Below are 26,299 nucleotides of genomic sequence, written 5' to 3'. Positions count from 1 at the left end.
TCGATTTGCGGACGTTTGCTCATTTGACACCACGCTTTAGACGCGTGTGACCACCGAAAATTGTTTCCTTCCTTTTACAGGCTCTTTCCATTCATGAAAAGCTGTTCCGTAAATATTTTCAAGAACACCCCGTGTCAAGATCGATTGCGTTTCACCTTGGCATATCACTTTTCCGTTTTTCAGTAACAACACATCATCACAATACAAACTTGCCAGATTAATGTCGTGTAGAATGCACACAACCGTCAATTGCCGTGATGCCAGCAGTTTTGTTAAATGCTCCATGAGCGCAACTTGGCGAGCCAAGTCCAAATGGTTTGTCGGTTCATCAAGTAGCAAGCTGTCAGGCTGTTGCGCTAGCGCCCGAGCGAGCCAGACACGTTGTTTTTCGCCGCCGCTCAAACTTAACAACGACCGTTCAGCCATGTCGCTTATACCTGTCTCCTCCATCGCTTTCCGAATGATGTCGTCGTCTGTTTTTCCTTTAACAGCAAACAAGCCTTGTTGATGGGCGTAGCGGCCAAGGGCGACGGCTTCATAGACAGGCACGTCAAAGGAAACATGCTCATCTTGGGATAGCACAGCCATCCGCTGCGCCCGCTCTTTTGGCTTTAGTGTAGCCAGTGGCTTTCCGTCAATTTCAATTGAACCTGCCTGATAAGGATAAAAACCTGTCACCGTTTTTAACAACGTCGTTTTGCCACTGCCGTTTGCTCCAAGTATGCCAAGCATTCGCCCTTTCTTTGCTTGGAAACTTACTTGATCGAGGATTAGACGCCCCCCTCGGTTAACGGAAAGGTTATTTGCCGCAATCATGTCGCCTGGTCCCTCCTTTTCGCTCGCTGGCTTCTATATAGCATCCACGCAAAGGTTGGGGCACCAATGAGCGCGGTTACAACGCCAATTGGCAGTTCTGCAGGAGAAACGACGACACGGGCTGCCATGTCGCATACTACTAAAAAACTGCCGCCAACGATGGCTGCCAGGGGCAGCAAGTGTGAATAGTCGCTTCCAAAAAGCGTTCGGCACATATGGGGGACAACAAGACCAACGAAGCCAATTGTACCCGAGACGGCAACGGCACTTCCTGTTAAAATCGTCGCGGCAATAAGGATGATGTATTTTTTCTGTACCACATAAACGCCTAAATGCTGCGCCGTTTCTTCTCCATACATAAAAGCATTCAACTCATTCCTACAAAAAAACAACAATGTGAACCCACCCACAAAAAACGGCAGCAACAAGCCAATATGGGCCCAACCTCTCATTGCAACGCTGCCCATCAACCAATTGATGACTTGCCGTAGTTCATCTTGCGACATGGCTATCATTAGCGAAAGGCCTGCCCCTAGAAAAGCACTGGCAATGATCCCTGCAAGCACAACGGTTTCATTTTGCAAAGATGGGGAAAGGATCTTTGTGAAATACAAGACAGCCACTAACGTCAAAAAGCCACATCCCATTGCGACAAGCGGCAATGTCCACGCTCCGAAAAAGGCCAATTGAAAGAATAGCACGGCGACTGCCCCAAGCGCAGCTCCAGAGGAAACGCCTAACGTATAAGGATCTGCAAGTGGATTCCGCAACAGCCCTTGAAAAGCAGCACCAGCTACAGCTAAACAGGCGCCAACGAAAAGCGCCAACAGCACTCGAGGAAGGCGAATGTGTAAAATAATTTGTACATGCCCTGGATCTAATTCTTGTCCAAGAGGGATGTTCAGCCCTTCTTGGACAAGGACGAAGAAAACCGTTGGGAATGAAAGGCCGACGCTGCCAAAGCGAACAGCAGCAATCACTACAAACAGAGTGATCGCTATCGCTCCAGCGTAAACGGCGATTTTATGCGTTTTTAAGAATCGTTGCAATGTGCGCTGCGGTAACAAGGTAGCGTTCCTCCTGCCATTTTTCTTCCTAACGGCAAATGCAGCGCCTTGTCGATTCCGACAAACGCTGCATCCGTCTGCATTGCCCACATCCACTTGAGCAATACCATTGCTTGCCTCTGTTTAATCACAGAATGTCTCATTTCCCTTTATCGCCTTGCTGTTTAGGCAACGTAAAACGAAATGTTGTCCCTTCTCCTAAGCGGCTATGGACAGTAATTTTCCCTTGGTGTGCGTCAATAATATGTTTCGCAATAGCAAGGCCCAGCCCTGTTCCGCCATGCTGCCTTGTCCGCGCTTTGTCCGCTTTATAAAAACGTTCAAACACATAAGGAAGGTCTTCTTCAGGAATGCCCCTCCCTGTATCAACTACAGCAAATGTGTCACGTTCTTCTTCTTGTTCATGTACAACGGTAATCAGTCCACCAGGGTTTGTATGCCTGATCGCATTATGAATTAAATTGGTTAAAACTTGCTCAATCCGGTCAGGGTCAAATACAGCAATCTGTCCTCTTCCTGGCTTGGCCAATTCGACTGTTACGTCATATTCGCGGGCAAAGCTTGCAAACTTGCGGGTAATCCGTTCTAAATAAGAATCGAGATCCACTTCTTCCAGATTCAAGTCAATATAGCCTGCTTCCATACGTGCCAAATCGAGAAGCTCATTGACGAGCCTGCCCATACGTAGCGATTCATCGTAAATGATTTGCGCGACTTCTTTTCGTTCCTCATCACTTGATGTTACCCCGTCAACCATGGCTTCGCTATAGCCTTGCAACATTGAGATTGGCGTCCTGAGCTCATGCGACACGTTGGCAATAAAATCTTTGCGCAATTTGTCATGCCGGCGCTCTTCCGTTACATCACGGACAACAGCTACAGCACCACGGACATGCTCTTCAGCATAGAGAGGCGCCATCAACACAGCCATACTTCGCCCTTGAACGGACAGTTCTTGCAGCTCTTCTTTCTCCGCTGAAACGACTTGTTCAAACAAAGGTGTTAACGATACTGGCAATGTTTTCCGTTCACCCGTTATTGGCTTTTGCCCCTCTTCATAGAAGAGCAGCGCTAACACTTCCTCTGCTTGGGGGTTGGTCAATAAGATTCTGCCTTGTCGGTCTAGTGTAATCACGCCGTCAGCCATTGAGGCGAGAATATGGGAAAGCTGTTCTTTTTCTTGATTCAACTCGGAAATGTTGCGATTGAGCTCTCGGCGCATCCGGTTAAAGGCAATCGCTAGCTGGCCAATCTCATCTTGTGTAAGGATCGGCACTTTCGTATGAAACTGCCCTTGTGCCACTTCCAATGCCGCTTGCCGCATTTTTCGCAGCGGTGCCGTGATCCGACTTGACAAAAAAAACGCAAAAACAGTCGTCAACACTAACGCAATGCCTGCTGACAAATAGATAATCCGTCGCGTTTCTGCAGCTGCTTCCTCGACGGCAGACAGTGGTTGGTATAAAATGATGCCGCTGCTCGTTAAATAATCTTCTGATAACGGCACACCGACAACGATCATTTCAATCGGGTCTTGCTCCTGTCCACTGGCAGGATAATTGGCCTCTGTTACAATCCGCTCGCCTTTTTCAAGTCCTTCTACCGACCACTCTTCCAGCAATGTCGCAACATTGATCTCGCCTGAACGGTTGCCTTGGGCACTCCACGCTTTTGCGCCATTTTTAATAATGGTGATATTAATTTGGAATTCATTGCTTAACGATTGCAAGTAATCATACGTGCTTGTTTCATCCGTATGGGTTTCATACATCGTTTTTGCCATATTTGCGTAGCTGTTTAAGCGGCTTTCAGCTTCCTCAATTGCATTTCCTTCTGTAAAGCGAAGCAGCAGCACCATTAGAATTGTCAATACAGCTGTGACAAGCAAAAGGATGGTAAACCATAATTTCCCGACTACACTTTGCCACAGCATCACCCACGCGTCGCCTCAAACTTGTATCCAACCCCCCAAACGGTTGAAATAATGGCTGCTACTTCTGGAGAAACGCGATTCAATTTTTCGCGTAACCGTTTGACATGTGTATCGACTGTTCGCAAGTCGCCAAAAAACTCATAGTTCCAAACATCCTTTAATAGCTGTTCACGAGAAAACACTTTATCTGGTGATTGCGCCAAATAAAAGAGCAGTTCATATTCTTTTGGCGTCAAACTAATTTCCGTCTTGTCAACAGTCACTCGATGGGCATCATTGTCAATCGTGAGTGGCCCAAACACGAGCACATCTTTTGTCTGTGTGTCAGTTTGCAAAAACTTAGTAGCAGATGCACGGCGCAACAAAGCTTTCACACGGAGCACCACTTCCCGGGGGCTGAACGGTTTGACAATGTAATCGTCGGCTCCTACTTCAAACCCTTGCACACGGTTTGCTTCTTCTCCCTTGGCCGTCAACATCATTACAGGCGTCGCTTTTTTCTTACGGAGCTCTTGGCACATCTCGACGCCGTCCATCCCAGGCATCATCACATCAAGCAAAATCAAGTCATATTCTTTGGCAAGGGCGAGTTCAAGTGCCTCCTCGCCATTGCTTGCTTCTTCAATTTGGTACTCTTCCCTTTCTAAATACATTCGCAATAGGCGGCGAATCCGCTCTTCATCATCAACAACAAGCAATGTTGGCTTGTATTCCATTTGGGAAACCTCCTTATCGATACTGCTCTCCTTAGTAGTGTACCACGGAAGAAATTTTAGTTGCCATTCGTACGACTAAAAATGCGGAATTGTTCCAGCACCGGCTGTAACAATTCCGCCAAAATTAAGCGTAAGAATGAAGGCCCGCTATGACCAAATTGACAAATACAAGGTTAAACATAATAATCGCAAAACCGATAACGCATAACCACGCCGACTTTTCGCCATGCCAGCCTTTGTTTAAGCGTAAGTGGAGATAAACAGCATAAAATAAAAACGTAATAAGCGCCCACACTTCTTTCGGGTCCCATCCCCAAAAACGTGACCACGCAATTTGCGCCCAAATCATCGCAAACACAAGTCCGCCTAAAGCAAAAACAGGAAAGCCAATTGCAATCGCGCGGTGGCTTAACTCATCCGTTGTTTGCGGGCTAATATTTTTCAAAAGCGGCTGGATTGCCTTTGTGAGCCGTTTGCGCAAAATCAACCGCAGCAGCCAATAAAGCACCAAACCAGCAACAAATGACCAAAGCAATGTATTCAAATCACTCGCTTCGATATTGCCTGGTACTGAAACCCATGGCTCCATCGCGCCCTCCGTTAATAGTTCCCATTCATTAGGCCCGACAATCGCTGGCAAATTGTACACCATCGGCTGTTCTGAAACGACGCCTTCTTCGTTAACATATTGAAATTCGACTTCATATCCTGCTGCTGCAAACCCATGGGAAAGGCTCGAATAGGCAAGAAAACAAAGAATACTGTACATGATGACTTCCAGTGCTCGTGGCTTCCAACTTTTCGTCGTCAAGTCGATTGTGCGGATCAAATAAGCAAGCCCTGCAGCAAAGCCGATCGCTAATAACCCTTGTCCAATCGAAGTTGTTATAATGTGAAGCTTTAGCATGAGCGGCATTTGCAATGACGGCACAAGTGGAGAAATCGCCGTTTCAAATGTCGACGCGTAAACAATCAACAGCATTACAGTCGGCATCGCAAAAAAGCCAATCACATCTGCCTTGCTCGGATAAATAAAATAAAGGATGACAAAAGCCAAGCTCATTGCAATTCCGAGAAAAGTCATATACTCAAACATATTGCTGACAGGCGGATGGCCTGCTACATACCAGCGCGTTATAAAATAGCCTAAAGCTAGAAGCAAGCCTAAAGAGGCAAACACGAACCCTCGCCTGCTTTCTTTTGATGCTGTTTTGCTTGACTCGGTTTCTTTTTTCCGTTTCCGAAGGGAGAACGCAAAAAATACCGTTGCTATTAAATAAGCAAAAAAAGCAAACAGCAGTAAATTAAAGCTAAGATTGACCATAACGTCCCCCTATTTCTATTATGCTCCTTCTGAGCGGCTCTCCGCTTCATCCTCTTGATCGACAGGAGGTATAAGCGCATTGCCTTCTAATGCATCGTCAATTTCCCTTTTAAAAGACAGCCAGTTCCGGTTTGTATGGCCAGCAATCCAAACTTCCCCTCCAACTTGTTGCAGCCACACACGCCTGTGAGCCCAGTACGACCCTTGAATGAGCCCAATAATAAAGATCGACCCTCCAGCAATTAAAAGTGGCATCGTCAAGTCTTTTCGGACCGTTAAAATGCTGACATTGACTAAATCGACATCAACAAATGTCATTTTATATTCATTTTCCCCTAACGGTTCTAAATTTTGTTGAATACCGACCATGCTTGTTTCACCATCTGGGGTATCAGGTGTATACATGGTAAAAATAAAGAACGGATTATTCGGCACACTTGAACGTGTAGATGGTTCATCATTACTATTCATATAAAAATCAGGGAAATATTCATCAAGCACCACGGAATACCCGTCGCCAAGGTCATAAGATTTCTCAGGATTAAGCAAATGAACGGTTAATTCGCCAAATGTATCGCCAGTGTCTTTATGTTCCAATGTAAACGTCATTTCATGCAACTCATTTAAGCGGTAATCCGTTTGATAAAGGGAAAATGAATCAAATTTGAGCGGATCGTTGACACGAATTTGCTTTTCTTGCACCTGTTCAAGCTCGCCGCTCTCTCCGACAATTCCTGATTCTTGCCGTTTATAAAGAACGGCATCGGTTTCAAACGTCTCCGGAACGACTGCATTGCTTGATGCAAACGCATCTTGGAAGCGCTCATCATTTTCGTCGTATAGCTCTACCGTAAAGCCACGGTTTTCGATAAAATAACCTTCTGTTTCTGGTATAGGGCTTTGTTCTCCTTCACGGACCCACATTTGCGTATCTACATACATGCCCGGAATGTAGCGAAGCAAACAACCGATCAGAAACAAAATTAAGCCTAGATGGTTAACGTACGGGCCCCAACGGGCAAAGCGGTTTTTTTCCGCAAGTACATTCCCATTCTCGACGCGAATGCGGTAGCGTTTACGTTTTAACCTTTCTGCCGCTTCAGAAATCGCTCGCTCCGCTTCTGAAGGCACGATTTCTGTCTTTGAAAATAAACGCTGCCGAGTCATAAAATGCTTATGGCGCGTTACCCGTTGCGACTTTAACGCTTTATACAAGGGTACGCCACGGTCAATGCTGGCAACAATAATAGAGATGCCAAGTGCGGCAATTAAAGCAATATACCACCACGAACTATACAGTTCATGCAAGCCCAAATTGTAATAAAGCAGTCCTAAGCTGCCATACTCTTGTTCATAAAATACTGCTGGGTCTTCGCCAATTAAATTTTCTTGCGGCAAGATCGTCCCGACTCCCGAGGCAAGCAGCAGCAAAACAATAATCCATACGCCGACTTTCACGGAAGAAAAGAAACCCCAAATCCGATCGAGTACCGTTACTTTTCGCTTTTTTGAGCGGATCGCTGCCCCCTCGTAGCGCATGTTCACGCCTTCTGTGCGCGCTTTTTCCGTCAGAGGCTTCCCACATGCAGCGCACATCTCGGTGCCTTCTCTGTTTTTGTGTCCGCACTCACATACGTGCGTCTGTTCGTTCATGACAAATCCCCCCAGATGCCCTTATGCGTCAGGAACAATGCTTTGGAAAAATTCGTGGACCATTTCCTCTGTCATTGCGCCTGTATGTACTTTTTGCACAATGCCGTGCTCGTCCACTAAAATTGTAGCTGGAAGCGGGCCGATTCCATACGCCCGTGTTACTTCCCGGCGCTCATCAATGGCGACTGGAAAAGTAAGGCCATGGCGATTGATAAATGACTGGACCGTTAGGGGCGCCTCATCAACATTAACGGCAATCATTTCAACTTCGTCTTTGTATTGCTCATATGCATTTTCAATGTAAGGCATTTCCCGCTCGCACGGCTCACAGAACGTGCCCCAAAAGTTAATAAATACACCTTTGCCTTGATTTTGGCCAAGCTCAAACCGCTCCTGTTCCAGATCGACTAACGCAAAGTTGGTCGCCGGTTCTCCGACTTTAACTGCTCCCTGTTCAGAGGCGGCATTCGCATAAATCGTGTAGCCAATTGCACACACGATTGCAAATAACACCGTAAAACGGATAATGCTCCTTTTCTTTTTGCTTTTACCCAAGCGACGTCCCCTCCTCTCGCGAAAATGTGAACGTTTTCTTACATTATAGCGCTTTCTTCGTTTTGTCCGCCTGCAATTTTATGACGGTTTCGTGACAGCCAGTTCCTTTAATTGTTTGACTTCAATCGGCTTTAACGGCCGTGACTCGCCTGGATGTAAATGGCCAAGCGTTAAAAACCCGTAGCGCTCGCGCTTTAACTTTACAACAGGATGGCCAATTGCTTCAAACATCCGGCGGACTTGGCGGTTTTTGCCTTCATGGATAATGAGCCGCACAATTGCTGTTTGCTTTTTCTTGTCAATCGACAAGACTTTTGCTTTTGCCGGGGCAGTCTTGCCATCTTCTAAGACAATCCCGGTTTCAAGTTCTTTGATCCGTTTTCGTTCAGGGATTCCTTTCACTTTGGCAATGTACTCTTTTTCAATTTTATAACGGGGATGCATGAGCAGATGGGCAAACTCTCCATCATTTGTAAGCAGAAGCAAACCAGATGTGTCATAATCCAACCGGCCAATCGGATAAATTCTTTGTTCGCTTTCAATAAAATCTGTGACGACTTTCCGCCCTTTCTCGTCATTTGATGTTGACACGACGCCAGTCGGTTTATACAACAAATGGTAGACAGGCTCTTCTTTATCAAGGGGAACGCCGTCCACTTCAACAGCGTCTTTGCTTGGATTTACTTTTGTCCCTAGTTCTGTAACCGTTTCGCCGTTTACTTTCACTCTACCTTCAACAATATATTCTTCTGCTTTTCTTCTCGAAGCCACTCCTGCTTTGGCGATAACTTTTTGCAATCGTTCCATCGTGTTCACCTCTTTGCCATCATACCGCCTTCAAGCAGCTGATACAAGTAGGCGAAAGTAGAGATTTAATCAGACTCGAAAAATCAAACAAATGACATAACATTTCCCCAATAGAAAAAAACGCGTCCAGCTTTTGCCAGCCACGCTCTTTTGCTTGTCATGTATTTCTCCTCGCTTACCCAAAGACGAGGCTAACGACGACAACAGCAGCAATCATGCCGACTAAGTCAGCAAGTAGTCCGACTTTGAGGGCATCGCCCATTTTCTTGATGCCGACTGCACCAAAATATACCGTTAAAATATAGAACGTTGTATCTGTGCTTCCTTGCAGCGTAGCGGCTAAGCGGCCAATATAAGAGTCGGGACCATGGACAGCAGTTAGATCAGTCATTAACCCAAGAGCACCTGTTCCAGAAATTGGACGCATTAGCGCGAGCGGCACAATATCGGCAGGAATGCCGACCCAGCTTAGTACCGGGGCCATGGCGCCAACAAGAGCCTCCATCGCCCCTGAAGCGCGAAACACATAAATCGCGACGAGCATCCCGACTAAATAAGGGATAATCGAAACAGCCATGCTAAACCCTTCTTTTGCACCCGATACAAACGTTTCATACGTCGGCACGCGCTTAAACGAAGCGACAACGACGACAAAACCGATGAGCAACGGGATGAGCCACACGGAAAGCGATGTTAAATAGGTCATTTCTTTTTACGCTCCTTTCGCGCCCGGCGCATATAAAAAAGGCGGTCAATGCAAATCGCCCCTAGCATGGCGCAGCCAGAAGCTAAAATCGTCGTGCTGACAATATCTGTAGGCGCCGCAGAACCGTACGACATACGAATGGAAATGACCGTTGTCGGCACAAGCGTTAAGCATGCTGTGTTTAACGCAAGCAACGTGACCATAGAACGGCTCGCCTCTTCTTTGCCGCCATTTAGCCGTTTCAACTCCTCCATCGCCTTGATGCCCATCGGTGTTGCCGCATTGCCAAGACCAAACACATTAGCGGTCATGTTTGACAATATATAACCCATTGCTGGGTGATCTTTTGGCACTTCTGGAAAAAGACGCCTTGCAAGGGGATGGACCATTTTCGCCAATGCCTTGAGAAGCCCGGCCGCTTCTGCGACTTTCATCAGCCCAAGCCAGAATGTCAGTACGCTAATCAAGCCGATGCATATCGTTACCGCTTCTTTCGCCCCGGTGAAGACGCTCTCTGTCACCTCTGCCATCGTCCCGTTCACACCTGCATAGATAAGACCGATCAATAGCATACCGGCCCAAATCACGTTAATCATAAAGGCCGCACCCCAATGATGAATGTTAGCAACCGCCCAATTTTTTGAAACAAAGACACGTGCTCCTCTTCTTGAGCCTGATAATAAAGAGGGATTGATTCAATTGTTTTGCCATCAACCGTAAACGCTAACTTTCCAATTGGTTCAAGCAGCTCCTGGTCAGTAAACTTTCCTCTTTTCGGGGGATTCTTCAGCGTTAAAGCAGACTGCAACTGACTTTTTTCTTCTGTCGTTAGCGGATACACTACATCATACGGGACATACAAATTGCCTTCGTAAAATGGATCGACTTTGCTTTTCAGTTTCCCTTTTGACACGAGCCGTTCAAGGCTGTAATGCTCAAAGCCCCAGTTAAACATATGCATATGGTCGTCCCAGTCATCAGGGGCATTTAACGTAACGGCAATTAAATCAAGCCCGTCCTTGGAAGCGGTAGACACAAGCGTTCGTTTTGCTAATTTCGTATAACCTGTTTTCCCGCCGGTTGAGTAACTGTACTTCTCGGTAAGGAGGCGGTTTTTATTATGAAATACACGGACTTTATCGCCTTTTGAACGGTAGTCTTTTGTCGATGAAATATCTCGGTATTCTTCGTTCCCCATCGCATATTGCGTTAAAAGCGCCATGTCGTACGCACTCGACAAGTGGTCCTCATCTGTATCAAGCCCGTGTGGATTGCGAAATAGCGTATTAGACATGCCAATTTCCTCTGCCTTTTCGTTCATTAAAAATACAAAGCCTTCGACGCTGCCGCCAACATGTTCAGCAATCGCTATAGCTGCGTCGTTGCCGCTCCGTAGCATAAGCCCATACACCAAGTCGCGGAGCGTTAATTTTTCACCAGCCACTAAATACAGGGAGGAACCTTCTGTTCCCTCAGCACGTTTAGATACGGTTACCGTCTCGTCTAGCTTGCCTGATTCAATCGCTAAGATGGCTGTCATTATCTTCGTAATGCTGGCGATTTTCAAAGGCTGATGTTCATTTTTGCTATACAGAACACGGCCAGAAGACTGTTCCATCAAAATAGCGGCCTGTCCAGAAACAGGAAATGTTGCAGGTTCATTCGCAAGCACCTCGCTACTCTGGAAAAAAAACAAGAACCCGACCAATAAACAGTGAACGATTGTTTTTTTCATCATACCCTCCAGCCTCCACTCCGTTTAGTACCACTTTATGCGAACAAGCTATGAATATGACGGGCTTGTTCGAATTCAACCACGACCAAAAACCTTTTCACCTGTTTTGAACGGCGAAAAGGTTTTTATTCTTACATACAGCAGTTTTAGCCTTTTGGTTTAAAACAAAGGGAAGCCAAAAATCCAAAGATGATCGCAGCAGAGATACCGGCGCTCGTCACTTCAAAAATGCCGGTAATAATTCCAATCAAGCCGACGCGATTTGCTTCCATTAACGCCCCTTGCACAAGGGAATTTCCGAAACTTGTGATAGGCACAGTCACGCCTGCGCCAGCAAAATCAATTAACGGTTCATATAAACCAAAGCCGCTTAAAATCGCCCCTGATACGACGAGCGTCGACATCGTATGGGCTGGCGTCAGCTTGCCGACATCCATAAGCAGTTGGCCAATGACGCAAATGACACCGCCAACTAAAAAGGCCCACAAAAAAATCATGACATCCCTCCGTTCGCTTCAATCGACACCGCATGAGCGATACAAGGAATCGACTCTTTTTGCTGATAAGACAAAGGAGAAAGCAATGCGCCCGTTGCCACAACGAGCAACCGTTTTAACTCCCCTTTTTGCATTTTTTTCAAAAGATGCCCGTACGTGACGACAGCAGAACAGCCTGGCCCGCTTGCGCCAGCCATAACAGGCTGGTCTTCTTTATAGAGCATTAAGCCACAATCCTGAAACTTGCTGTGGTCAAGGTCATACCCTTGTTGCTTTAATAAGTCACGGCAGATCGGCAAGCCGATTTGGCCAAGGTCGCCCGATACAATTAAATCATAGTCATCGGGTTTGCTGTTCGTGTCGCGAAAATGGGCGGCAATCGTGTCAGCAGCAGCAGGCGCCATCGCTCCTCCCATATCATAAGGGTCGGATAAGCCCATATCGACAATGCGACCAATTGTTGCTTTTGTAACGACTGGCCCTGTGCCTGTTTTTTCAAGCAGGCACGCCCCGGCGGCTGTTGCTGTCCATTGCGCGGTAGGCGGTTTCTGGCTCCCATACTCAGTCGGGTAGCGGAATTGCTTTTCAGTCGCTGTGTTATGGCTTGAAGCGACGCTAATGATATGCCTGGCTCCGTTCGCTTCCATAATCATCGCACCGATCGCTAGCCCTTCCATCGATGTTGAACAAGCACCAAACATGCCTAAATACGGAATGCCAATGGTACGGCCGGCAAAACTGGAAGGCGTAAGCTGATTAACCAAATCGCCAGCAAGCATAAAGTTGACGTCTTCTTTTTTTAGGGACGCTTTTTTCAACGTTTCTGTTACCGCGCCTTCAATCAGAACAGTCTGCGCTTTTTCATAAGAATCTTCGCCGATCCATAAATCGTCATGCAATAAATCAAACGCTTCTGGAATGGCGCCATTTGCTTCAAACGGGCCGCCCACAGTTCCTGTTGCCGTTATGACTGGTTTGCTGTCAAAAATCCAACTCTGTTTGCCTGCGAGCATTAAAGCACCCCCACTTTCATTAAAATCGTTTTAATGAGCGCAATAAAGAAAGCGGCCACAGTGCCAAAAACAATAACCGAACCAGCTAATTTGAACATGTTGCCACCGACGCCGAGCACATACCCTTCCGTCCGGTGCTCAATTGCAGCCGATGCAATCGAGTTCGCAAAACCAGTCACTGGCACTGCTGTCCCAGCCCCTGCAATTTGCGCAATCCGATCATAAAAGCCAAGGCCTGTCATTAACGTCGACAAAAAGATCAATACGGCGACTGTCGGGTTTCCGGCCGTTTTTTCGGTAAAATTAAAATTCGTATAAAAAAAAACGTGCAAACATTGTCCAATTAAACAAATAAAACCGCCAATAAAAAAGGCGTAAATACAGTTTTTAAGTACAGGCCGCTTTTTCTCATAAGAACTATGCAGTTTCTGGTATTCTTGTTGCTGCGGCGTAAGCTGTTTTTTTGCCATATGTGCCCTATCCTTTCGAATGCTTTTCAATGACATTGATCGTTTTTTCTAGCTCTTTTTCACTTAAATTGCCAGCTTTCACTTTGTTTTCAGCGTCCTCTAATTCTTTGTAGATTTTCTTATCTGTGGAAATGTGGATCGTATAATCTGGATATAATGCTTTGACCCGGTCAAATGCTTTTTTTCGTACGTCTTTTAATTGAAAGCGATCCACTTGCTTGACATGCATCGCCATGACCATTTCTTCTTTATACTGTATGCCTCTGACGCTGATCACTTCTTCCATCGCCAGAATCTCGTCCTTCGCCCTATCCGAAGCTTCTTGGCCATGGCCTGCGGCTTCCTGGAGTTTGAAGGCGCTGCCTCGCTCATCTTCAGCTTGAGTACAAGCTCCTAAACAGAGGAGAACAGCAAGTATCGAAACCAATTTTCTTTTCATGTTTAGTTTCACCTCCACCTACAAATCATATCTAGACACACACTTAGGTTGTTTTAGTTAGAAATCGTTTAAACATGAAATTTTTGTAAATTTTTTGCTTACCTATTTAGCACTACATCATTATCTGCATTTGCTGCACTCTAATATACGAACAGATCTTGAAATTGGGGGATGGTAGACGATGGACGGGTATCTGTTTCTCACAACCGAGCTCATTGTTGGCTTCTTTGCTCTGCTGTTGCTAACAAAAGTTCTTGGCAAAAACCAAATTACGCAATTAACACCGTTTGACTTTATTTCGGCACTTGTTATCGGCGAATTAGTCGGCAATGCCATCTATGATAAAGATATTGGCCTCCAGTATGTGCTCTATGCCATTTTCGTATGGGGCTCACTTATTTATTGCATTGAAATCATCACGCAAAAATTTCGTTTCACTCGGGGTTTCCTTGAAGGCACGCCAGCGATTGTGATTGCTAAAGGCCGAATTCAATATGAGGAACTCCGCAAAAATAAACTTGATTTGAACCAGCTCCAACATCTTTTGCGTGAAAAAAGTGTGTTCTCAGTCCGTCAAGTCGAATACGGCATTTTAGAAACAAACGGTACAGTAAACGTCCAACTCAAACCGCTTTACGCACAGCCAACTAACCGTGACCTTTCCCTAAACCCCAAAAACCTGCCAATGCCAATCCTGTTAATTATGGATGGGGAAATCATCAAAAAAGCTTTAAAGGAAATTGGTCAAGATGAAACCTGGCTTAAAGATCAATTAAAAGAGCGGGGCATCCTATCATATAAAGACGTCCTGTATGCTGAATGGATTGATGGCGAACCACTTTTCTTGCAAACATACAGAGCCGAGTAAAAGCAACAATTGCTTAATAAAAACAATTGTTATGTTTTGATAAACGAACATGAAACATCGTGCTTGCTTTTGTCGTAAAACAAGGAAACACATATTATATATTGATTGTGTTTGCCAACTGCTTTTGTATACAATGAACCTACAACATTAAATTGCATTAGGAGGGTGAAAAAATGGCAATGAAAGATCTTTTAAACAATATGTATTCCTTAGGTGTAGGCGTTGCTGCCGCGAGCAAAGAACAAATTGAAAAAACAGTCAATGATTTAGTGCAACGCGGTGAAGTCAAACGGTCTGAATCGAACCAACTTATCGATGACTTGCTGGCAAAGGGGCAAAAGGCGCAGGAAAATATGGAAAACATGATTCAAGAGCGGACGAAACAATTCTTATCGTCTCTAGATGTGCCGACAAAGGAAGAGGTCGACGCCCTTAAAGCGCGTGTCGCTGCCCTCGAAAAAGCCCTTAGCGAGAAGGACGCAGAAAAGTAACAGAACGAACTAGGACTGGAAAGGACGAAACCTATGTTAAAAACGCGCATTCGCTACCTTTCTAGGTACCAAGATATTATTACAGCCCTTTATCACTATGGCTTTGGCCAAATTGTCCGTGATTTAGGGCTGCTAGATCGCACTAAAAAACGAACCAAAAAAAAACGTGCCCAAGACTCTTCGCTTTCGGTCGCCAAGCGGATTCGCCTGCTTTTAGAAGAGCTTGGCCCTACTTTCATTAAACTTGGACAACTTGCGAGTACACGGGGCGACCTCTTTCCTGCTTATGTGCTAACCGAACTGGAGAACCTTCAAGACAATGTACCGAGCTTTGCCTATCAAGAGGTGAAAGACATCATTGAAGTAGAACTGGAAGCCCCCCTTGAGAAGTTATTCCGTTCCTTTGAGCCAGTCCCGTTGGCAGCAGCATCGATTGGACAAGTCCATCGGGCTGAACTGCCTACTGGCGAAAAGGTCGTCGTGAAAGTACGGCGCCCAGGAATCGAGCGCACGATTGAAACGGACCTTGCCATTTTGCAAGATTTGCTAGAGTTAGCCGAAGAGCGGATCGGTTGGGTTAAACGCTTCCGTCTCGTCGATTTGTTCCATGAGTTTGCTGAAGCGCTAAAAGAAGAAATCAATTATAAAAATGAGGCGCAAAACGCAGAACGGATTAGGCGGCAAAACTCGGAAACACAACATCTTTTTACACCGGTTGTCTACTCGTCTCATTCAACGATGAAGGTGTTGACGATGACCTATGTGGATGGCACGAAAATTACCGATGCTACATACGACAAAGGCTTTAACCAAGAAATTGTGGCTGAACGGTTTGCCACTGGCATGTTTGAGCAAATCTTTGTGCATGGCTTTTTTCATGGCGATCCACACCCTGGCAATGTCTTTGTCACGAAAGAGAACGAGATCATTTTGATTGATTTTGGCATGGTAGGCCGCTTGACAACTGATATGCGTCAGAATTTAGCATTGCTTGTCCTTGGTTTAAAAGGCCGCAATACCGACCGCGTCATGGAAGCTCTTTTCCGCATGGATATTGTTCACGACCACGTCGACCGTGACCGCCTCTGGGATGACCTTGACCATTTGCGGTTAAAATATTACGACATCCCAATGGCTGACATTTCTCTTGCCGAAGCTGTTCAAGACTTGTTCAACGTCGCCAATAAACATGATTGCATTGTCCCTGTCGATTTGACAATGCTCGGAAAAGCCCTATTATCAGTGGAAGCCATTGTCTCGTCACTTGCTCCGACATTGCGCATTATTGATATTGTGGAACCGTTTGGGCGTGTCTTGATTAAAGAGCGCTATGATCCACTCAACTTTGCTAAAAAAGTTCAAGCCGAATTTCAAGAAGGGATGGAAACATTGCGCTATTTCCCACGAGATATGCGCAAAACGTTAAAAGATATCCGTGGCGGAAAATTAAAAGTCAATATCTCGATTCGTGAAATCCATCATCTGATTCAAAAAGTGGACCGAATTAGCAATAAGCTTGCTTTTTCGATCGTGCTCCTTTCATTTAGCATTATTATGGCTGGAGTCATTATCGGTGGCTCCTTAACGGCAGAGCCAACCATCCTATTGCAAATCCCCGCTATTGAAATAGGGCTTGTAATTACCTCACTAATGTTTTTTTGGATTATCTGGGCAATTTTTAGGTCGGGGCGTTTTTAGATCGTAAGAGAAAGTGGCAGTGATACTTATGATGATTGAATCTGCATTTGCAATACCAACATATTTGCTTGTCGCCCTCATGATCGTCAATATCTTGCTTGCCGCCATTTTAATTTTTATTGAACGGAAAGATGCACAGGCGACTTGGGCATGGCTGCTTATTCTATTTTTTATTCCACTAGGCGGCTTTATTATTTACATTTTCCTCGGGCAAACATTAACACGGAGGAAAATGTTTGAATGGGAAGGAATAAAAAAAGTAGGACTCGAGCATTTCATTGAAGAACAAAAGCGTGACCTTTTAGACACTTCGTTCCGCTTTTATAGCCCTACTGTTGATAAAAATCGCGAATTGATCTATATGCATCTAATGAGCAACGACGCGCTGCTAACAAAAGAGAACCGTGTCGATATTTTCAGCGACGGCAAAGAAAAATTTGCGCAATTGTTAAAGGACATCAAACAAGCCGAGACGTTCATCCACATCCAGTATTATATTTTCCGTTACGATGAGATCGGAAAAACGATCGTGGATGCGCTGACAGAAAAAGCGCGCCAAGGCGTAAAAGTCCGCTTGCTCTATGATGACCTCGGTTCCCGGTCTTTGCGCAAAAAGTATTTAAAAGCGTTTCGTGAAGCAGGCGGAGAAATCGGGATTTTTTTCCCATCTAGGTTTACGATTGTTAACTTGCGTTTGAACTTCCGCAACCACCGTAAACTCGTTAACATAGATGGCAAATGCGGTTATGTCGGCGGCTTTAACGTTGGAGATGAGTATTTAGGAAAAAGCAAAAAATTTGGCTACTGGCGCGATACCCATTTGCGTATCGTCGGGCCTGCTGTCCAAGCGATTCAAACACGCTTTATCTTAGATTGGAACCAGGCTTCCAAACAATACCATATTTCCTACCATGATCGTTATTTTCCAGAAGTGCAGCCTGCTGGCGATACGCCTGTACAAATTGTCTCAAGCGGACCAGACTCGGAATTTGAACAAATCAAAAATGGCTATTTAAAAATGATCATGGATGCGCGAAAGTCGATTTTAATCCAGACGCCTTACTTTATTCCCGACCAAACGTTGCTTGATGCCCTTCGTGTCGCTGCACAAACAGGCATAGAAGTAAAACTGATGATTCCAAACAAACCGGACCATATGTTTGTTTACTGGGCAACCACTTCCCATATTGGCGAAATGCTAAGAGCTGGCGCAACGGTCTATCAGTATGAAAATGGCTTTATTCATAATAAAGTGTTGATCGTCGATGAAACGGTTTGTTCTGTCGGTACCGCTAACATTGATCAACGGAGCTTTAAGCTCAATTTTGAAGTGAATGCCTTTATTTATGACAGTCAAATCGCTGGCCAGCTAATAGCGGACTTTGAGAATGATGTAAAACACTCTACTCAAATTACGCCAGAAATGTATGAAAACAGGCCAATAAGCGTCCGCTTTAAAGAGTCAATTTCACGGCTGTTGTCGCCGATTTTATAAACAAAAACAAATCTAGGTCCCTCCTAGGTTTGTTTTTTTAATAGGGCACCCATTTTAACTGCGAGGCCTGGCGGTAACGATTTTCAGCTTCCTTCCAGTTCACAACATTCCACCATGCCTCAATATACGCTTTACGCTCATTTTGATACTTTAAATAGTAGGCGTGCTCCCATACATCCAACACCAACAGCGGCACTTGGTCTTGTTGGGAAAGGTTTTGGTGCTTTTCCGCCTGAAGAATTTCTAACCGGTGGGACCTCGGCGCGTAAATGAGCATCGCCCAGCCGCCGCCTTCGACTTTTTCAGCAGCATTGGAAAAATGGGCTTTCATTTTTTGAAAGGAGCCAAAGTCTTCTGTTATTCTTGCTTTTAGCAGCCCTTGCGGCTCTCCGCCCCCATTTGGTGACATGACATGCCAAAAAAGCGTGTGCAAATAATGACCCGCCCCATTGAACGCCGCTTCCCTCTCCCAATGCTTAATCAAATCATAATTTCCAGTACGTCTCGCCTTTTCCATTTCTTTCTCTGCTTTATTTAAATCATTGACATACGTCTGATGATGCTTTAAATGATGAAGGCGCATGGTCTTTGCATCAATGTACGGTTCCAACGCATTATATGAATAAGGCATTGGTGGTAGCCTATGACCGCCGATGGGGACGCTGTTATTTTTCCCTTTTCCTCTTAAATCGGCCATTACTACCCATGAGTCATAGGCGTGTTGAGCATGTTCGTTTGCTTGTGTAGGATCGTGTTCAAGCGCATATTCCAATTGGCTTAACGACTTTGTAAAAGGCTGTGTTTGCTCTTCTCCTATGGACCTGACAAACTCGCTTTCCTGCTCTTTCCAAAGCCTGGCAAGCTCATCTTTCCATTTTCTTAATGCTTGCTCATGCGAATCCACATTATTCCCTCCTTTTTCCTTTTCTCCCTACGTATATGCAACTGTTCTTGGCCAATTGCGAAAAAAGTATAAATTTGAAGGGAAACGCTTTCTTTATCTCGAAACTACGTATAAACCACATAAAAGGAGGAATTTCTCATGGCTTATCAACCATCTAGTACGGAAGACGCACTTTCCATGGCTTATCAACAACCTAATACGGAAGGGGCACTTGTCCATTTTAAGGAGCGCTACGACAATTTCATTGGAGGCGAATGGGTTGCTCCTGTCAACGGGCGCTATTTCGAAAACCGCAGCCCTGTGACAGGGAAGCCATTTTGTGAAGTAGCCCGTTCCAGTGCCGAAGACGTTGAATTAGCCCTTGATGCTGCCCATAATGCGAAGGCCAGCTGGGGAAAAATGCCTGCAGCCCAACGGGCCAATTTGCTAAATAAAGTGGCCGATCGGATCGAAGAAAACCTGGAAATGCTTGCGGTAGCCGAAACATGGGATAACGGAAAGCCGATTCGAGAAACATTAAACGCCGATATTCCTCTCGCTGTCGACCATTTTCGCTATTTTGCTGGCGTGATACGTGCCCAAGAGGGGACGCTTAGCCAAATTGATGAAAATACAGTTGCTTATCATTTCCAAGAACCACTTGGTGTTGTTGGTCAAATCATTCCTTGGAACTTTCCGATTCTAATGGCCGTATGGAAGCTAGCGCCTGCACTGGCGGCTGGTAATTGCGTCGTCCTTAAGCCGGCCGAACAAACGCCTGCATCAATTTTTGTTCTGCTGGAGCTCCTTTCTGATCTGCTGCCTCCAGGGGTCGTTAATGTGGTAAGCGGCTTTGGCCTCGAAGCAGGCAAACCACTTGCATCTTCACCAAGAATCGCAAAAATCGCCTTTACTGGAGAAACGACAACGGGCCGGTTAATTATGGAGTACGCATCTGCAAACTTGATTCCTGTCACGCTTGAATTAGGTGGGAAATCACCGAACATCTTTTTCAGAGATGTTATGGAGAAAGAGGATGACTTTTTAGATAAAGCGATTGAAGGGTTTGTGTTGTTTGCGTTAAACCAAGGTGAAGTGTGCACATGCCCATCTCGAGCGCTCATTGACGAAACGATTTATGATGCGTTTATCGAAAAGGCGCTCCAACGTGTTGCTGCCATCAAGCAAGGCAATCCACTGGACCCGGAAACGATGATGGGCGCCCAAGCATCTGAAGAACAGCTGGAAAAGATCTTGTCCTACCTAGCTATTGGCAAAGAAGAAGGGGCAGAAGTTCTTGCAGGCGGCAATCAAAGGCAGTTAAGCGGGGATTACAGCGGCGGCTATTATGTAGAGCCTACCGTTTTCAAAGGAACAAACAATATGCGGATATTCCAAGAGGAGATCTTTGGTCCTGTTGTTTCCGTTGCGACATTTAAAGATGCAGATGAAGCACTTCGAATTGCTAATGATTCCCTTTACGGTCTTGGTGCAGGCGTATGGACACGCAACATCAACACCGCTTACCGCTTTGGACGTCAGATCGAAGCCGGCCGTGTCTGGGTGAATTGTTATCATGCTTATCCAGCACATGCTGCGTTTGGCGGTTATAAAAAATCAGGTGTAGGCCGTGAAACACATTTGATGATGCTTAACCATTACCAGCAAACGAAAAACATGCTTGTCAGCTATAATGACGACTCGCAAGGATTCTTTTAATTAATGTTCGCGGCTGTTAAAACCGATAAGCCCCAGCCAGAGGCACATGCCTTTGGCTGGGGCTCGTTTTCACGGGGCGATCGTTCGTGCTAGTGTGGAACAAGTGATTAAACAGGCCACATCTCCCGAGGGTTTAGTTCATACTTCCCGTCTTCCCGGAACATAAAATGGGACATGACCCATTCGCGTCGGACGGTGGCATAATCATCGTAAAACTGTTGAATATGATTGTTAATGTCCTCTTCCGTATAAACTTTCCCAGTCCGCAGTCCCTTTGTCATGTATTCAAGCATAATCAGTTTCTTTTTCCGCTGTGCAGGCAATGTTTTCAGCCTGCCATTTGCCAGCAAAAAATTTCCGATGACTTTTTGTTTGACTTCCTCATCTACTTCGATTGCTCCAAACATGTCTTCACTACCAAGCAACACAATCGCTTGCGCCATTTGCATTAATTTCTTTTCATGCAAATAGAAATAAATCGTGTTTTTATCACGCCTTTGGTAAATTAAATCAATGTCGCGCAGTTTGGCAATGTGATGAGAAATGGTTGGCGGTTTTAAGCCAAGTTTTTCTGCGATCGCCTGCCCGTGAAGAGGCCCATCTTTTAACAAAGCAATGATGCGCAAACGAGTTTTGTCTCCAAGCGTTTTGTGAAAATTGACAAGCCGGTTTAATTGCATCGCGCAAACTCCTTCATTGCTGTTTTACAAGTCAGCGTTCAACTTTTCAAAGAACAAATCCGTTTCATCCTGTTCTTCTTCATTTAAATCAAGCTCTTTTAAGTCAGGCAAGTCCGCTAACGACTCTAAACCAAAATGGTCTAAAAAATACGGCGTCGTGCCATAGAGGATTGCCCGGCCTGTCCCAGACGCCCGACCGCACTCTTCAATTAACAGTTTTGATACAAGTGATTGCAACGCTTTCTCCGACTTGACTCCCCGTACTTCGTCAATTTCAGCCCGTGTGATTGGTTGTTTGTAAGCAACAATCGCTAACGTTTCAAGGGCTGCACGGGAAAGACCGCCGTGTATCGGCGATGAAGCCAGCTTTTTATACATATCAGCATGTTCTACTTTTGTTGTCAGCCGATACCGGTTGGCAAGACGCGCTAACCGAATGCCGCGCTCCTCTTTTGCCATTTGTTCTGAAAGCACTTCAAGCAATTGAATGACTTCGTCTTCACTAATTTCAACCAGTTCGGCCATTTCTGTTGGCGAAATGCCATCATCACCTGTGACAAACAGCAAACCTTCGATTTTTGCGAGCTTACTTGCTTGCATGCTCATCCCCATCCCATAAGTAAATCATAATTTCAGCAAAGCTCTCCTCTTGCACACAATGGATCGCCCGTGTTTTAATGAGCTCAAGCATGGCCAAAAACGTGACAATCAACTGAGACACATTGCCAGTCTCGTACAGCGTATGGAACGGAGCCTTGCCTGAATGGGCCGATAGCTCGTCCAACAGTTCGTTCATACGAAGTTCAATTGACTGTTCTTCACTCTGGACCGTTTTCGTTTTTGGTGCATTCCATGCATTGCGCTGGAGAAGCTTTTGAAACGCGCCAAGCATATCAGCAAGTGTGACGCCTTCGATTTGGAGCTTCCGTTCTTCTTCTGCGCTTAAAAAAGCGTCCAAATCGTTTGGAGGCCTCGTATGGACTAAGCTGCGCTGTGCTTCTTTTTCTTTTAATTGTTCAGCCGCTTCTTTAAAAGCCCGATATTCCAAAAGCTGCTCAACGAGTTCATCCCGAGGGTCTTCTGCTTCCATCCCCTCGTCTTCGTAAAACAACTCCTCGGGCTTTGGCAAAAGCATTTGACTTTTAATTTGCAAGAGCGTGGCCGCCATGACTAAATATTCGCTTGCTAAGTCAAGCTCAAGTTCTTGCATTGTATGGATATAGTGTAAATATTGGTCTGTAATTTTTGCTACAGGAATATCATAAATGTCCACTTCCGCCTGCGCGATCAAATGGAGCAACAAATCGAGGGGCCCTTCAAAAGAATCTGTTTTTACGTTATAAGTTGTTGTGTTCACTCAATCACCACATTAGATTTGGACATCTTAAATCAACATCGAAAACAACGGTCCTCTGCTTTTGTGGCCAATCCGTTTCTAGCCACTAAAAGTCGACTCACGCTAGAAGTATACCATAAACCACTTTTTTGCAACAGCAAAGGGGAACAAACGATGTACAAACAGCGCTATCTTGATTTCCTCTATTATTTTCATGCTAAACGGGATTACTTCGAATGCCACGAAGTGTTAGAAGCGGAATGGAAATCCGTTCCGAAAGACAAGCGCGCTTCTTATTGGGTTACGCTTATCCAATTAGCGGTCGCTCTTTATCATGAGCGAAGAGGCAATATAAAAGGAGCTGCAATTTTGTATCGCCGCTTACTCAAACGCGTTCCTGCTGAGGCAAACGCCCTTTACGAACTAGGCATAAATGCACGTGCGCTAAAACAAGATATGAAAGCACGGCTGGCCCATTTAGGCTCTAGCTGTTTTGAGGACTACAACCTTCCGCTCTGGGACACAGCCTTACTTGCCGCATGTCAACGCCACGCTGGGAAATCGTGGTGTGCTCCAAGCAATCTCGCTGATGCCCAACTTATTCATAAGCACATTTTACGCAATCGAAATGGCCAATAAGGAAGTAAAACAGCAGAAAAAAACGGCCCCTTCAGGGCCGTTTGAGTTGTCGACAAAATCACTCAGACTGATAGAAAATGCTAGCTGTTATTCCTCAAACTGCTTTGCTAGATTCGCCATTTCAATCGCCGCGCTTGCTGCTTCCCATCCTTTGTTTCCTGCTTTTGTGCCTGCTCGTTCAACAGCTTGTTCGATTGTATCCGTTGTTAAGACACCAAAAATGACGGGAATCCCAGTTGTTAATGCCAATGAAGAGACGCCTTTCGCCACTTCATTACAAACGTAGTCAAAATGAGGCGTCGACCCTCGTATGACAGTCCCTAAAGTGATGACCGCATCGTATCGGCCGCTTTCAGCCATTTTTTTGGCTGCAAACGGGATCTCGAACGCTCCTGGAACCCAAGCCACATCGATATCGCCTTCATCTGCTCCATGGCGGATTAACCCATCTTGAGCGCCGCCGAGAAGTTTGCTTGTAATAAATTCATTGAAACGACCCACAACAATTCCAACCTTTAATCCAGATGCCACCAAATGGCCTTCATAATTTTTCCCCATTTAAAGCCCTCCTATAAATTGAGCATATGCCCAAGTTTTTCTCTTTTCGTATGCAAATAACGTTCATTTTCGGCTACAGCTTCCATTTGCAGTGGCACACGCTCAACAATGTTTAAATCATAGCCTTCTAGCCCTGCAATTTTTCGAGGGTTATTCGTCAAAAGCCGCATGTCACGGATGCCTAAATCACGTAGGATTTGCGCCCCAATCCCGTATTCGCGCAAATCCGCTGGAAACCCAAGGCGCTCATTCGCTTCCACTGTATCGTAGCCTTCTTCTTGCAGCTTATAGGCGCGGAATTTATTGATTAGCCCAATCCCACGGCCTTCCTGCTTCATATAGAGCAGTACGCCTCGTCCTTCAGCTTCAATTTGCTTTAGCGCTGCGTGCAATTGTGGACCACAATCGCATCGTTTAGAGCCAAATACATCACCAGTCAGACATTCGGAATGAACGCGGACTAGAACAGGCTCACCATTTCCAACGTCCCCTTTAACAAGGGCGACACTTTCTTTGCCGTCGATGGTATTCGTATAGCCAACTGCTTTAAAGTCGCCATACTCAGTCGGCAACGAAATAGCCACTTCTCTCGTCACAACTTTCTCCGTTTTACGGCGGTAAGCGATCAAATCTTTAATCGTCACCAGTGGCAGGTTGTGCTGATCGGCAATGATGCGCAACTCAGGCACTCTAGCCATCGATCCGTCTTCGTTCATCACTTCGCAAATAACGCCTGCCGGTTTTGCTCCACAAAGTTTTGCAAAATCAACAGCGGCTTCGGTATGGCCAGCCCGGCGCAGCACACCGCCGTTTTTGGCAACAAGCGGAAAAACATGCCCTGGCCGTTTAAAATCACTTGGCTGCGCATTGGCATCTGCTAAAGCGCGGACCGTTTCTGCCCGCTCAAAAGCAGAGATGCCTGTTGTCGTATGTGAATGGTCGACGCTGACAGTAAATGCCGTTCCATGTGGGTCTGTGCTGTGAGACACCATCTGCCCAAGCTGCAGGCGCTCAGCCTGTTCTTCCGTCAAAGGCACACAAATGAGACCGCGTCCGTGCGTTGCCATAAAATTGATTGTTTCAGGGGACGCTGTTTCAGCAAGAGCCAAAAAATCCCCTTCATTCTCCCGGTCTTCATCATCTACAACGAGGATCATTCCCCCCGCTTTTAATTGTGTGATCGCTTCATCAATCGATTCAAACACGTTGTTCTCCCCTTTACATATAGCTATTTTCTTTAAGAAGCTGCGACAAAGGCGTACGAACGGCACTTTCTTTCGGGGCAAGAAGTTTCTCAACGTATTTGCCGATAATGTCGCATTCCAAATTAACATGGTCACCAGGTTTCTTTGTGCCCATAATCGTCATCTCAAGCGTGTGCGGAATAATTGAAATCGTAAAGCTTGTATCAGTAACGGCAAACACCGTCAAACTTGTTCCATCAACAGCAATCGACCCTTTTTGAACGATATAGCGAACAAGTTCTCGGTCTGCTTCCACTTCGAATAGCACAGCATTCTCAACTGGTTGTCTTTTTTGAATCGTGCCAACGCCATCGACATGGCCAGAAATGATATGCCCACCAAAGCGGCTGCCGACAGCCATCGCCCGTTCCAAATTAACAAATTGCCCTGGAACAAGCTGTTTAATCGTTGTCGCTTCGTATGTCTCTGGCATCACGTCCGCTTGAAATTGGCTTTCAGATATTGCCGTAACCGTTAAACAAACTCCATTCACAGCGATGCTGTCGCCAATTGCGGCGTCCGCCAAAACGGTTTTGCAATTAACAGCCAATGTCATCGCTTTGCCTTTTTTTGACACAGAAGCAACTTTGCCCATTTCTTCGATGATACCTGTAAACATAGTCATGCCCCCTTTTAAATAGAAAAAACCCTGAAGAACACGCCTTCAGGGTACAGGAAAGAAACGTATGGTTTCATACGTTTTTGCGCACAACAAATAAAGCAAACATAACCGTTTTTTTAAACGTTTGCGCTCGAACTTCTCCCATCCAGACTATTACTGTCGGCTCTGGATTTGCACCAGATCCACCGCACGCACGAGTAATGCTTATGCGGGTCACGGACTAAAAGGCGATTGCCTTATCACCGCCGGTCGGGATTTACACCCTGCCCCGAAGTTGAGTATTATTTCACTTGTAATTGGTTCATCAAGTAAACCAAGATTATCATTGGAAAATA

Annotated in this window: 29 protein-coding genes and 1 riboswitch; of the genes, 6 read left to right on the top strand and 23 right to left on the bottom strand. The window is 45.6% G+C overall.

The window, feature by feature from the left end; all coding sequences use genetic code 11:
* Positions 1–36: 36 nt before the first annotated feature.
* From V5G21_RS18650 to V5G21_RS18575, 16 genes are all read right to left on the bottom strand, one after another.
* Entirely contained in the window at positions 37–816 is a 780-nt protein-coding gene (locus V5G21_RS18650; protein ID WP_095316110.1) for an ABC transporter ATP-binding protein, read from the bottom strand.
* Entirely contained in the window at positions 813–1,883 is a 1,071-nt protein-coding gene (locus V5G21_RS18645; protein WP_011246680.1) for a FecCD family ABC transporter permease, read from the bottom strand. Before V5G21_RS18645 ends, V5G21_RS18650 begins: the two co-directional genes overlap by 4 nt.
* The gene (locus V5G21_RS18640) at positions 1,850–2,026 is read right to left on the bottom strand and encodes a hypothetical protein (RefSeq protein WP_156323103.1); all 177 of its coding nucleotides are present in this window, start codon (positions 2,024–2,026) and stop codon (positions 1,850–1,852) included. The genes V5G21_RS18645 and V5G21_RS18640 overlap by 34 nt, the downstream gene beginning before the upstream one ends.
* The gene (locus V5G21_RS18635; protein WP_063609391.1) at positions 2,023–3,816 is read right to left on the bottom strand and encodes an ATP-binding protein; all 1,794 of its coding nucleotides are present in this window, start codon (positions 3,814–3,816) and stop codon (positions 2,023–2,025) included. Before V5G21_RS18635 ends, V5G21_RS18640 begins: the two co-directional genes overlap by 4 nt.
* Complete coding sequence (locus V5G21_RS18630; protein WP_011246678.1) at positions 3,816–4,532, bottom strand: response regulator transcription factor; 717 nt, start codon at positions 4,530–4,532, stop codon at positions 3,816–3,818. The genes V5G21_RS18635 and V5G21_RS18630 overlap by 1 nt, the downstream gene beginning before the upstream one ends.
* Positions 4,533–4,656: 124 nt before the next feature.
* Positions 4,657–5,856 (bottom strand): c-type cytochrome biogenesis protein CcsB, encoded by a 1,200-nt coding sequence (gene ccsB / locus V5G21_RS18625; RefSeq protein ID WP_011246677.1) that lies wholly within the window; start codon positions 5,854–5,856, stop codon positions 4,657–4,659.
* A gap of 18 nt (positions 5,857–5,874) precedes the next feature.
* Positions 5,875–7,509, bottom strand: a complete 1,635-nt coding sequence (gene resB / locus V5G21_RS18620; RefSeq protein ID WP_011246676.1) for a cytochrome c biogenesis protein ResB — start codon at positions 7,507–7,509, stop codon at positions 5,875–5,877.
* A gap of 21 nt (positions 7,510–7,530) precedes the next feature.
* A complete protein-coding gene (resA, locus tag V5G21_RS18615; protein WP_011246675.1) occupies positions 7,531–8,064 on the bottom strand; it encodes a thiol-disulfide oxidoreductase ResA in 534 nt (177 codons plus the stop codon).
* Positions 8,065–8,142: 78 nt separating this feature from the next.
* Positions 8,143–8,871, bottom strand: coding sequence for a pseudouridine synthase (locus tag V5G21_RS18610; protein ID WP_011246674.1), 729 nt, complete (start codon positions 8,869–8,871; stop codon positions 8,143–8,145).
* A 175-nt stretch (positions 8,872–9,046) separates the two neighbouring features.
* Entirely contained in the window at positions 9,047–9,577 is a 531-nt protein-coding gene (locus tag V5G21_RS18605) for a spore maturation protein (RefSeq protein WP_011246673.1), read from the bottom strand.
* The gene (locus V5G21_RS18600) at positions 9,574–10,173 is read right to left on the bottom strand and encodes a nucleoside recognition domain-containing protein (protein ID WP_011246672.1); all 600 of its coding nucleotides are present in this window, start codon (positions 10,171–10,173) and stop codon (positions 9,574–9,576) included. The genes V5G21_RS18605 and V5G21_RS18600 overlap by 4 nt, the downstream gene beginning before the upstream one ends.
* Positions 10,170–11,312, bottom strand: coding sequence for a D-alanyl-D-alanine carboxypeptidase family protein (locus tag V5G21_RS18595; RefSeq protein ID WP_011246671.1), 1,143 nt, complete (start codon positions 11,310–11,312; stop codon positions 10,170–10,172). The genes V5G21_RS18600 and V5G21_RS18595 overlap by 4 nt, the downstream gene beginning before the upstream one ends.
* A gap of 146 nt (positions 11,313–11,458) precedes the next feature.
* The gene (spoVAE, locus tag V5G21_RS18590; protein WP_011246670.1) at positions 11,459–11,809 is read right to left on the bottom strand and encodes a stage V sporulation protein AE; all 351 of its coding nucleotides are present in this window, start codon (positions 11,807–11,809) and stop codon (positions 11,459–11,461) included.
* On the bottom strand, positions 11,806–12,822 hold the full coding sequence (gene spoVAD / locus V5G21_RS18585; RefSeq protein WP_011246669.1) for a stage V sporulation protein AD: 1,017 nt from the start codon (positions 12,820–12,822) through the stop codon (positions 11,806–11,808). The genes spoVAE and spoVAD overlap by 4 nt, the downstream gene beginning before the upstream one ends.
* Positions 12,822–13,292 carry a stage V sporulation protein AC gene (gene spoVAC, locus V5G21_RS18580; RefSeq protein ID WP_011246668.1) on the bottom strand — a complete coding sequence of 157 codons (471 nt, stop codon included), beginning with the start codon at positions 13,290–13,292 and terminating at the stop codon, positions 12,822–12,824. Before spoVAC ends, spoVAD begins: the two co-directional genes overlap by 1 nt.
* Positions 13,293–13,299: 7 nt before the next feature.
* Positions 13,300–13,731, bottom strand: coding sequence for a YhcN/YlaJ family sporulation lipoprotein (locus V5G21_RS18575; protein ID WP_050748970.1), 432 nt, complete (start codon positions 13,729–13,731; stop codon positions 13,300–13,302).
* Positions 13,732–13,912: 181 nt separating this feature from the next.
* On the opposite strand from V5G21_RS18575, the gene V5G21_RS18570 reads away from it, so the two are divergent.
* From V5G21_RS18570 to cls, 4 genes are all read left to right on the top strand, one after another.
* Positions 13,913–14,599: a DUF421 domain-containing protein gene (locus V5G21_RS18570; RefSeq protein ID WP_011246666.1), complete on the top strand. Its 687-nt coding sequence runs from the start codon at positions 13,913–13,915 to the stop codon at positions 14,597–14,599.
* A gap of 173 nt (positions 14,600–14,772) precedes the next feature.
* The gene (locus V5G21_RS18565) at positions 14,773–15,090 is read left to right on the top strand and encodes a phasin family protein (protein ID WP_041823787.1); all 318 of its coding nucleotides are present in this window, start codon (positions 14,773–14,775) and stop codon (positions 15,088–15,090) included.
* 33 nt (positions 15,091–15,123) lie between these two features.
* Positions 15,124–16,788, top strand: a complete 1,665-nt coding sequence (locus V5G21_RS18560; protein WP_011246664.1) for an ABC1 kinase family protein — start codon at positions 15,124–15,126, stop codon at positions 16,786–16,788.
* Between the two features lie 28 nt (positions 16,789–16,816).
* Positions 16,817–18,283, top strand: coding sequence for a cardiolipin synthase (cls, locus tag V5G21_RS18555; protein WP_011246663.1), 1,467 nt, complete (start codon positions 16,817–16,819; stop codon positions 18,281–18,283).
* A gap of 37 nt (positions 18,284–18,320) precedes the next feature.
* Here the strand turns inward: cls and V5G21_RS18550 are convergent, their stop codons facing one another.
* Complete coding sequence (locus V5G21_RS18550; protein WP_011246662.1) at positions 18,321–19,187, bottom strand: superoxide dismutase; 867 nt, start codon at positions 19,185–19,187, stop codon at positions 18,321–18,323.
* Positions 19,188–19,364: 177 nt separating this feature from the next.
* On the opposite strand from V5G21_RS18550, the gene adh reads away from it, so the two are divergent.
* The gene (gene adh / locus V5G21_RS18545; RefSeq protein ID WP_011246661.1) at positions 19,365–20,885 is read left to right on the top strand and encodes an aldehyde dehydrogenase; all 1,521 of its coding nucleotides are present in this window, start codon (positions 19,365–19,367) and stop codon (positions 20,883–20,885) included.
* A 107-nt stretch (positions 20,886–20,992) separates the two neighbouring features.
* Here adh and V5G21_RS18540 read toward each other — a convergent pair whose 3' ends face one another.
* The 3 genes from V5G21_RS18540 to V5G21_RS18530 are packed head-to-tail and all read right to left on the bottom strand — an operon-like array spanning position 20,993 to position 22,922.
* Complete coding sequence (locus tag V5G21_RS18540) at positions 20,993–21,565, bottom strand: metalloregulator ArsR/SmtB family transcription factor (protein ID WP_011246660.1); 573 nt, start codon at positions 21,563–21,565, stop codon at positions 20,993–20,995.
* A gap of 24 nt (positions 21,566–21,589) precedes the next feature.
* Positions 21,590–22,171, bottom strand: a complete 582-nt coding sequence (scpB, locus tag V5G21_RS18535; protein WP_011246659.1) for an SMC-Scp complex subunit ScpB — start codon at positions 22,169–22,171, stop codon at positions 21,590–21,592.
* Entirely contained in the window at positions 22,152–22,922 is a 771-nt protein-coding gene (locus V5G21_RS18530) for a segregation/condensation protein A (protein WP_011246658.1), read from the bottom strand. The genes scpB and V5G21_RS18530 overlap by 20 nt, the downstream gene beginning before the upstream one ends.
* Before the next feature lie 153 nt (positions 22,923–23,075).
* Here V5G21_RS18530 and V5G21_RS18525 point away from each other — a divergent pair, with 153 nt between their 5' ends.
* Complete coding sequence (locus V5G21_RS18525) at positions 23,076–23,540, top strand: DUF309 domain-containing protein (protein ID WP_011246657.1); 465 nt, start codon at positions 23,076–23,078, stop codon at positions 23,538–23,540.
* An 87-nt stretch (positions 23,541–23,627) separates the two neighbouring features.
* On the opposite strand, the gene ribE (V5G21_RS18520) is transcribed toward V5G21_RS18525, so the two are convergent.
* The 3 genes from ribE (V5G21_RS18520) to ribE (V5G21_RS18510) all read right to left on the bottom strand — a co-directional run bounded on the left by ribE (V5G21_RS18520) (position 23,628) and on the right by ribE (V5G21_RS18510) (position 25,961).
* Positions 23,628–24,098 carry a 6,7-dimethyl-8-ribityllumazine synthase gene (gene ribE / locus V5G21_RS18520; protein ID WP_011246656.1) on the bottom strand — a complete coding sequence of 157 codons (471 nt, stop codon included), beginning with the start codon at positions 24,096–24,098 and terminating at the stop codon, positions 23,628–23,630.
* Positions 24,099–24,109: 11 nt separating this feature from the next.
* Positions 24,110–25,255 carry a bifunctional 3,4-dihydroxy-2-butanone-4-phosphate synthase/GTP cyclohydrolase II gene (locus V5G21_RS18515; protein ID WP_252731567.1) on the bottom strand — a complete coding sequence of 382 codons (1,146 nt, stop codon included), beginning with the start codon at positions 25,253–25,255 and terminating at the stop codon, positions 24,110–24,112.
* 61 nt (positions 25,256–25,316) lie between these two features.
* Entirely contained in the window at positions 25,317–25,961 is a 645-nt protein-coding gene (gene ribE, locus V5G21_RS18510) for a riboflavin synthase (RefSeq protein ID WP_011246654.1), read from the bottom strand.
* A gap of 132 nt (positions 25,962–26,093) precedes the next feature.
* Positions 26,094–26,244: riboswitch (FMN riboswitch) on the bottom strand.
* Between the last annotated feature and the right edge of the window lie 55 nt (positions 26,245–26,299).

Origin of the sequence: Shouchella rhizosphaerae, assembly GCF_036700015.1 — a bacterium.
Lineage (GTDB): Bacteria > Bacillota > Bacilli > Bacillales > Bacillaceae_D > Shouchella > Shouchella rhizosphaerae.
Note: the sequence above shows the minus strand (reverse complement) of the source record. Positions and strands in the feature narration are given on the sequence as shown.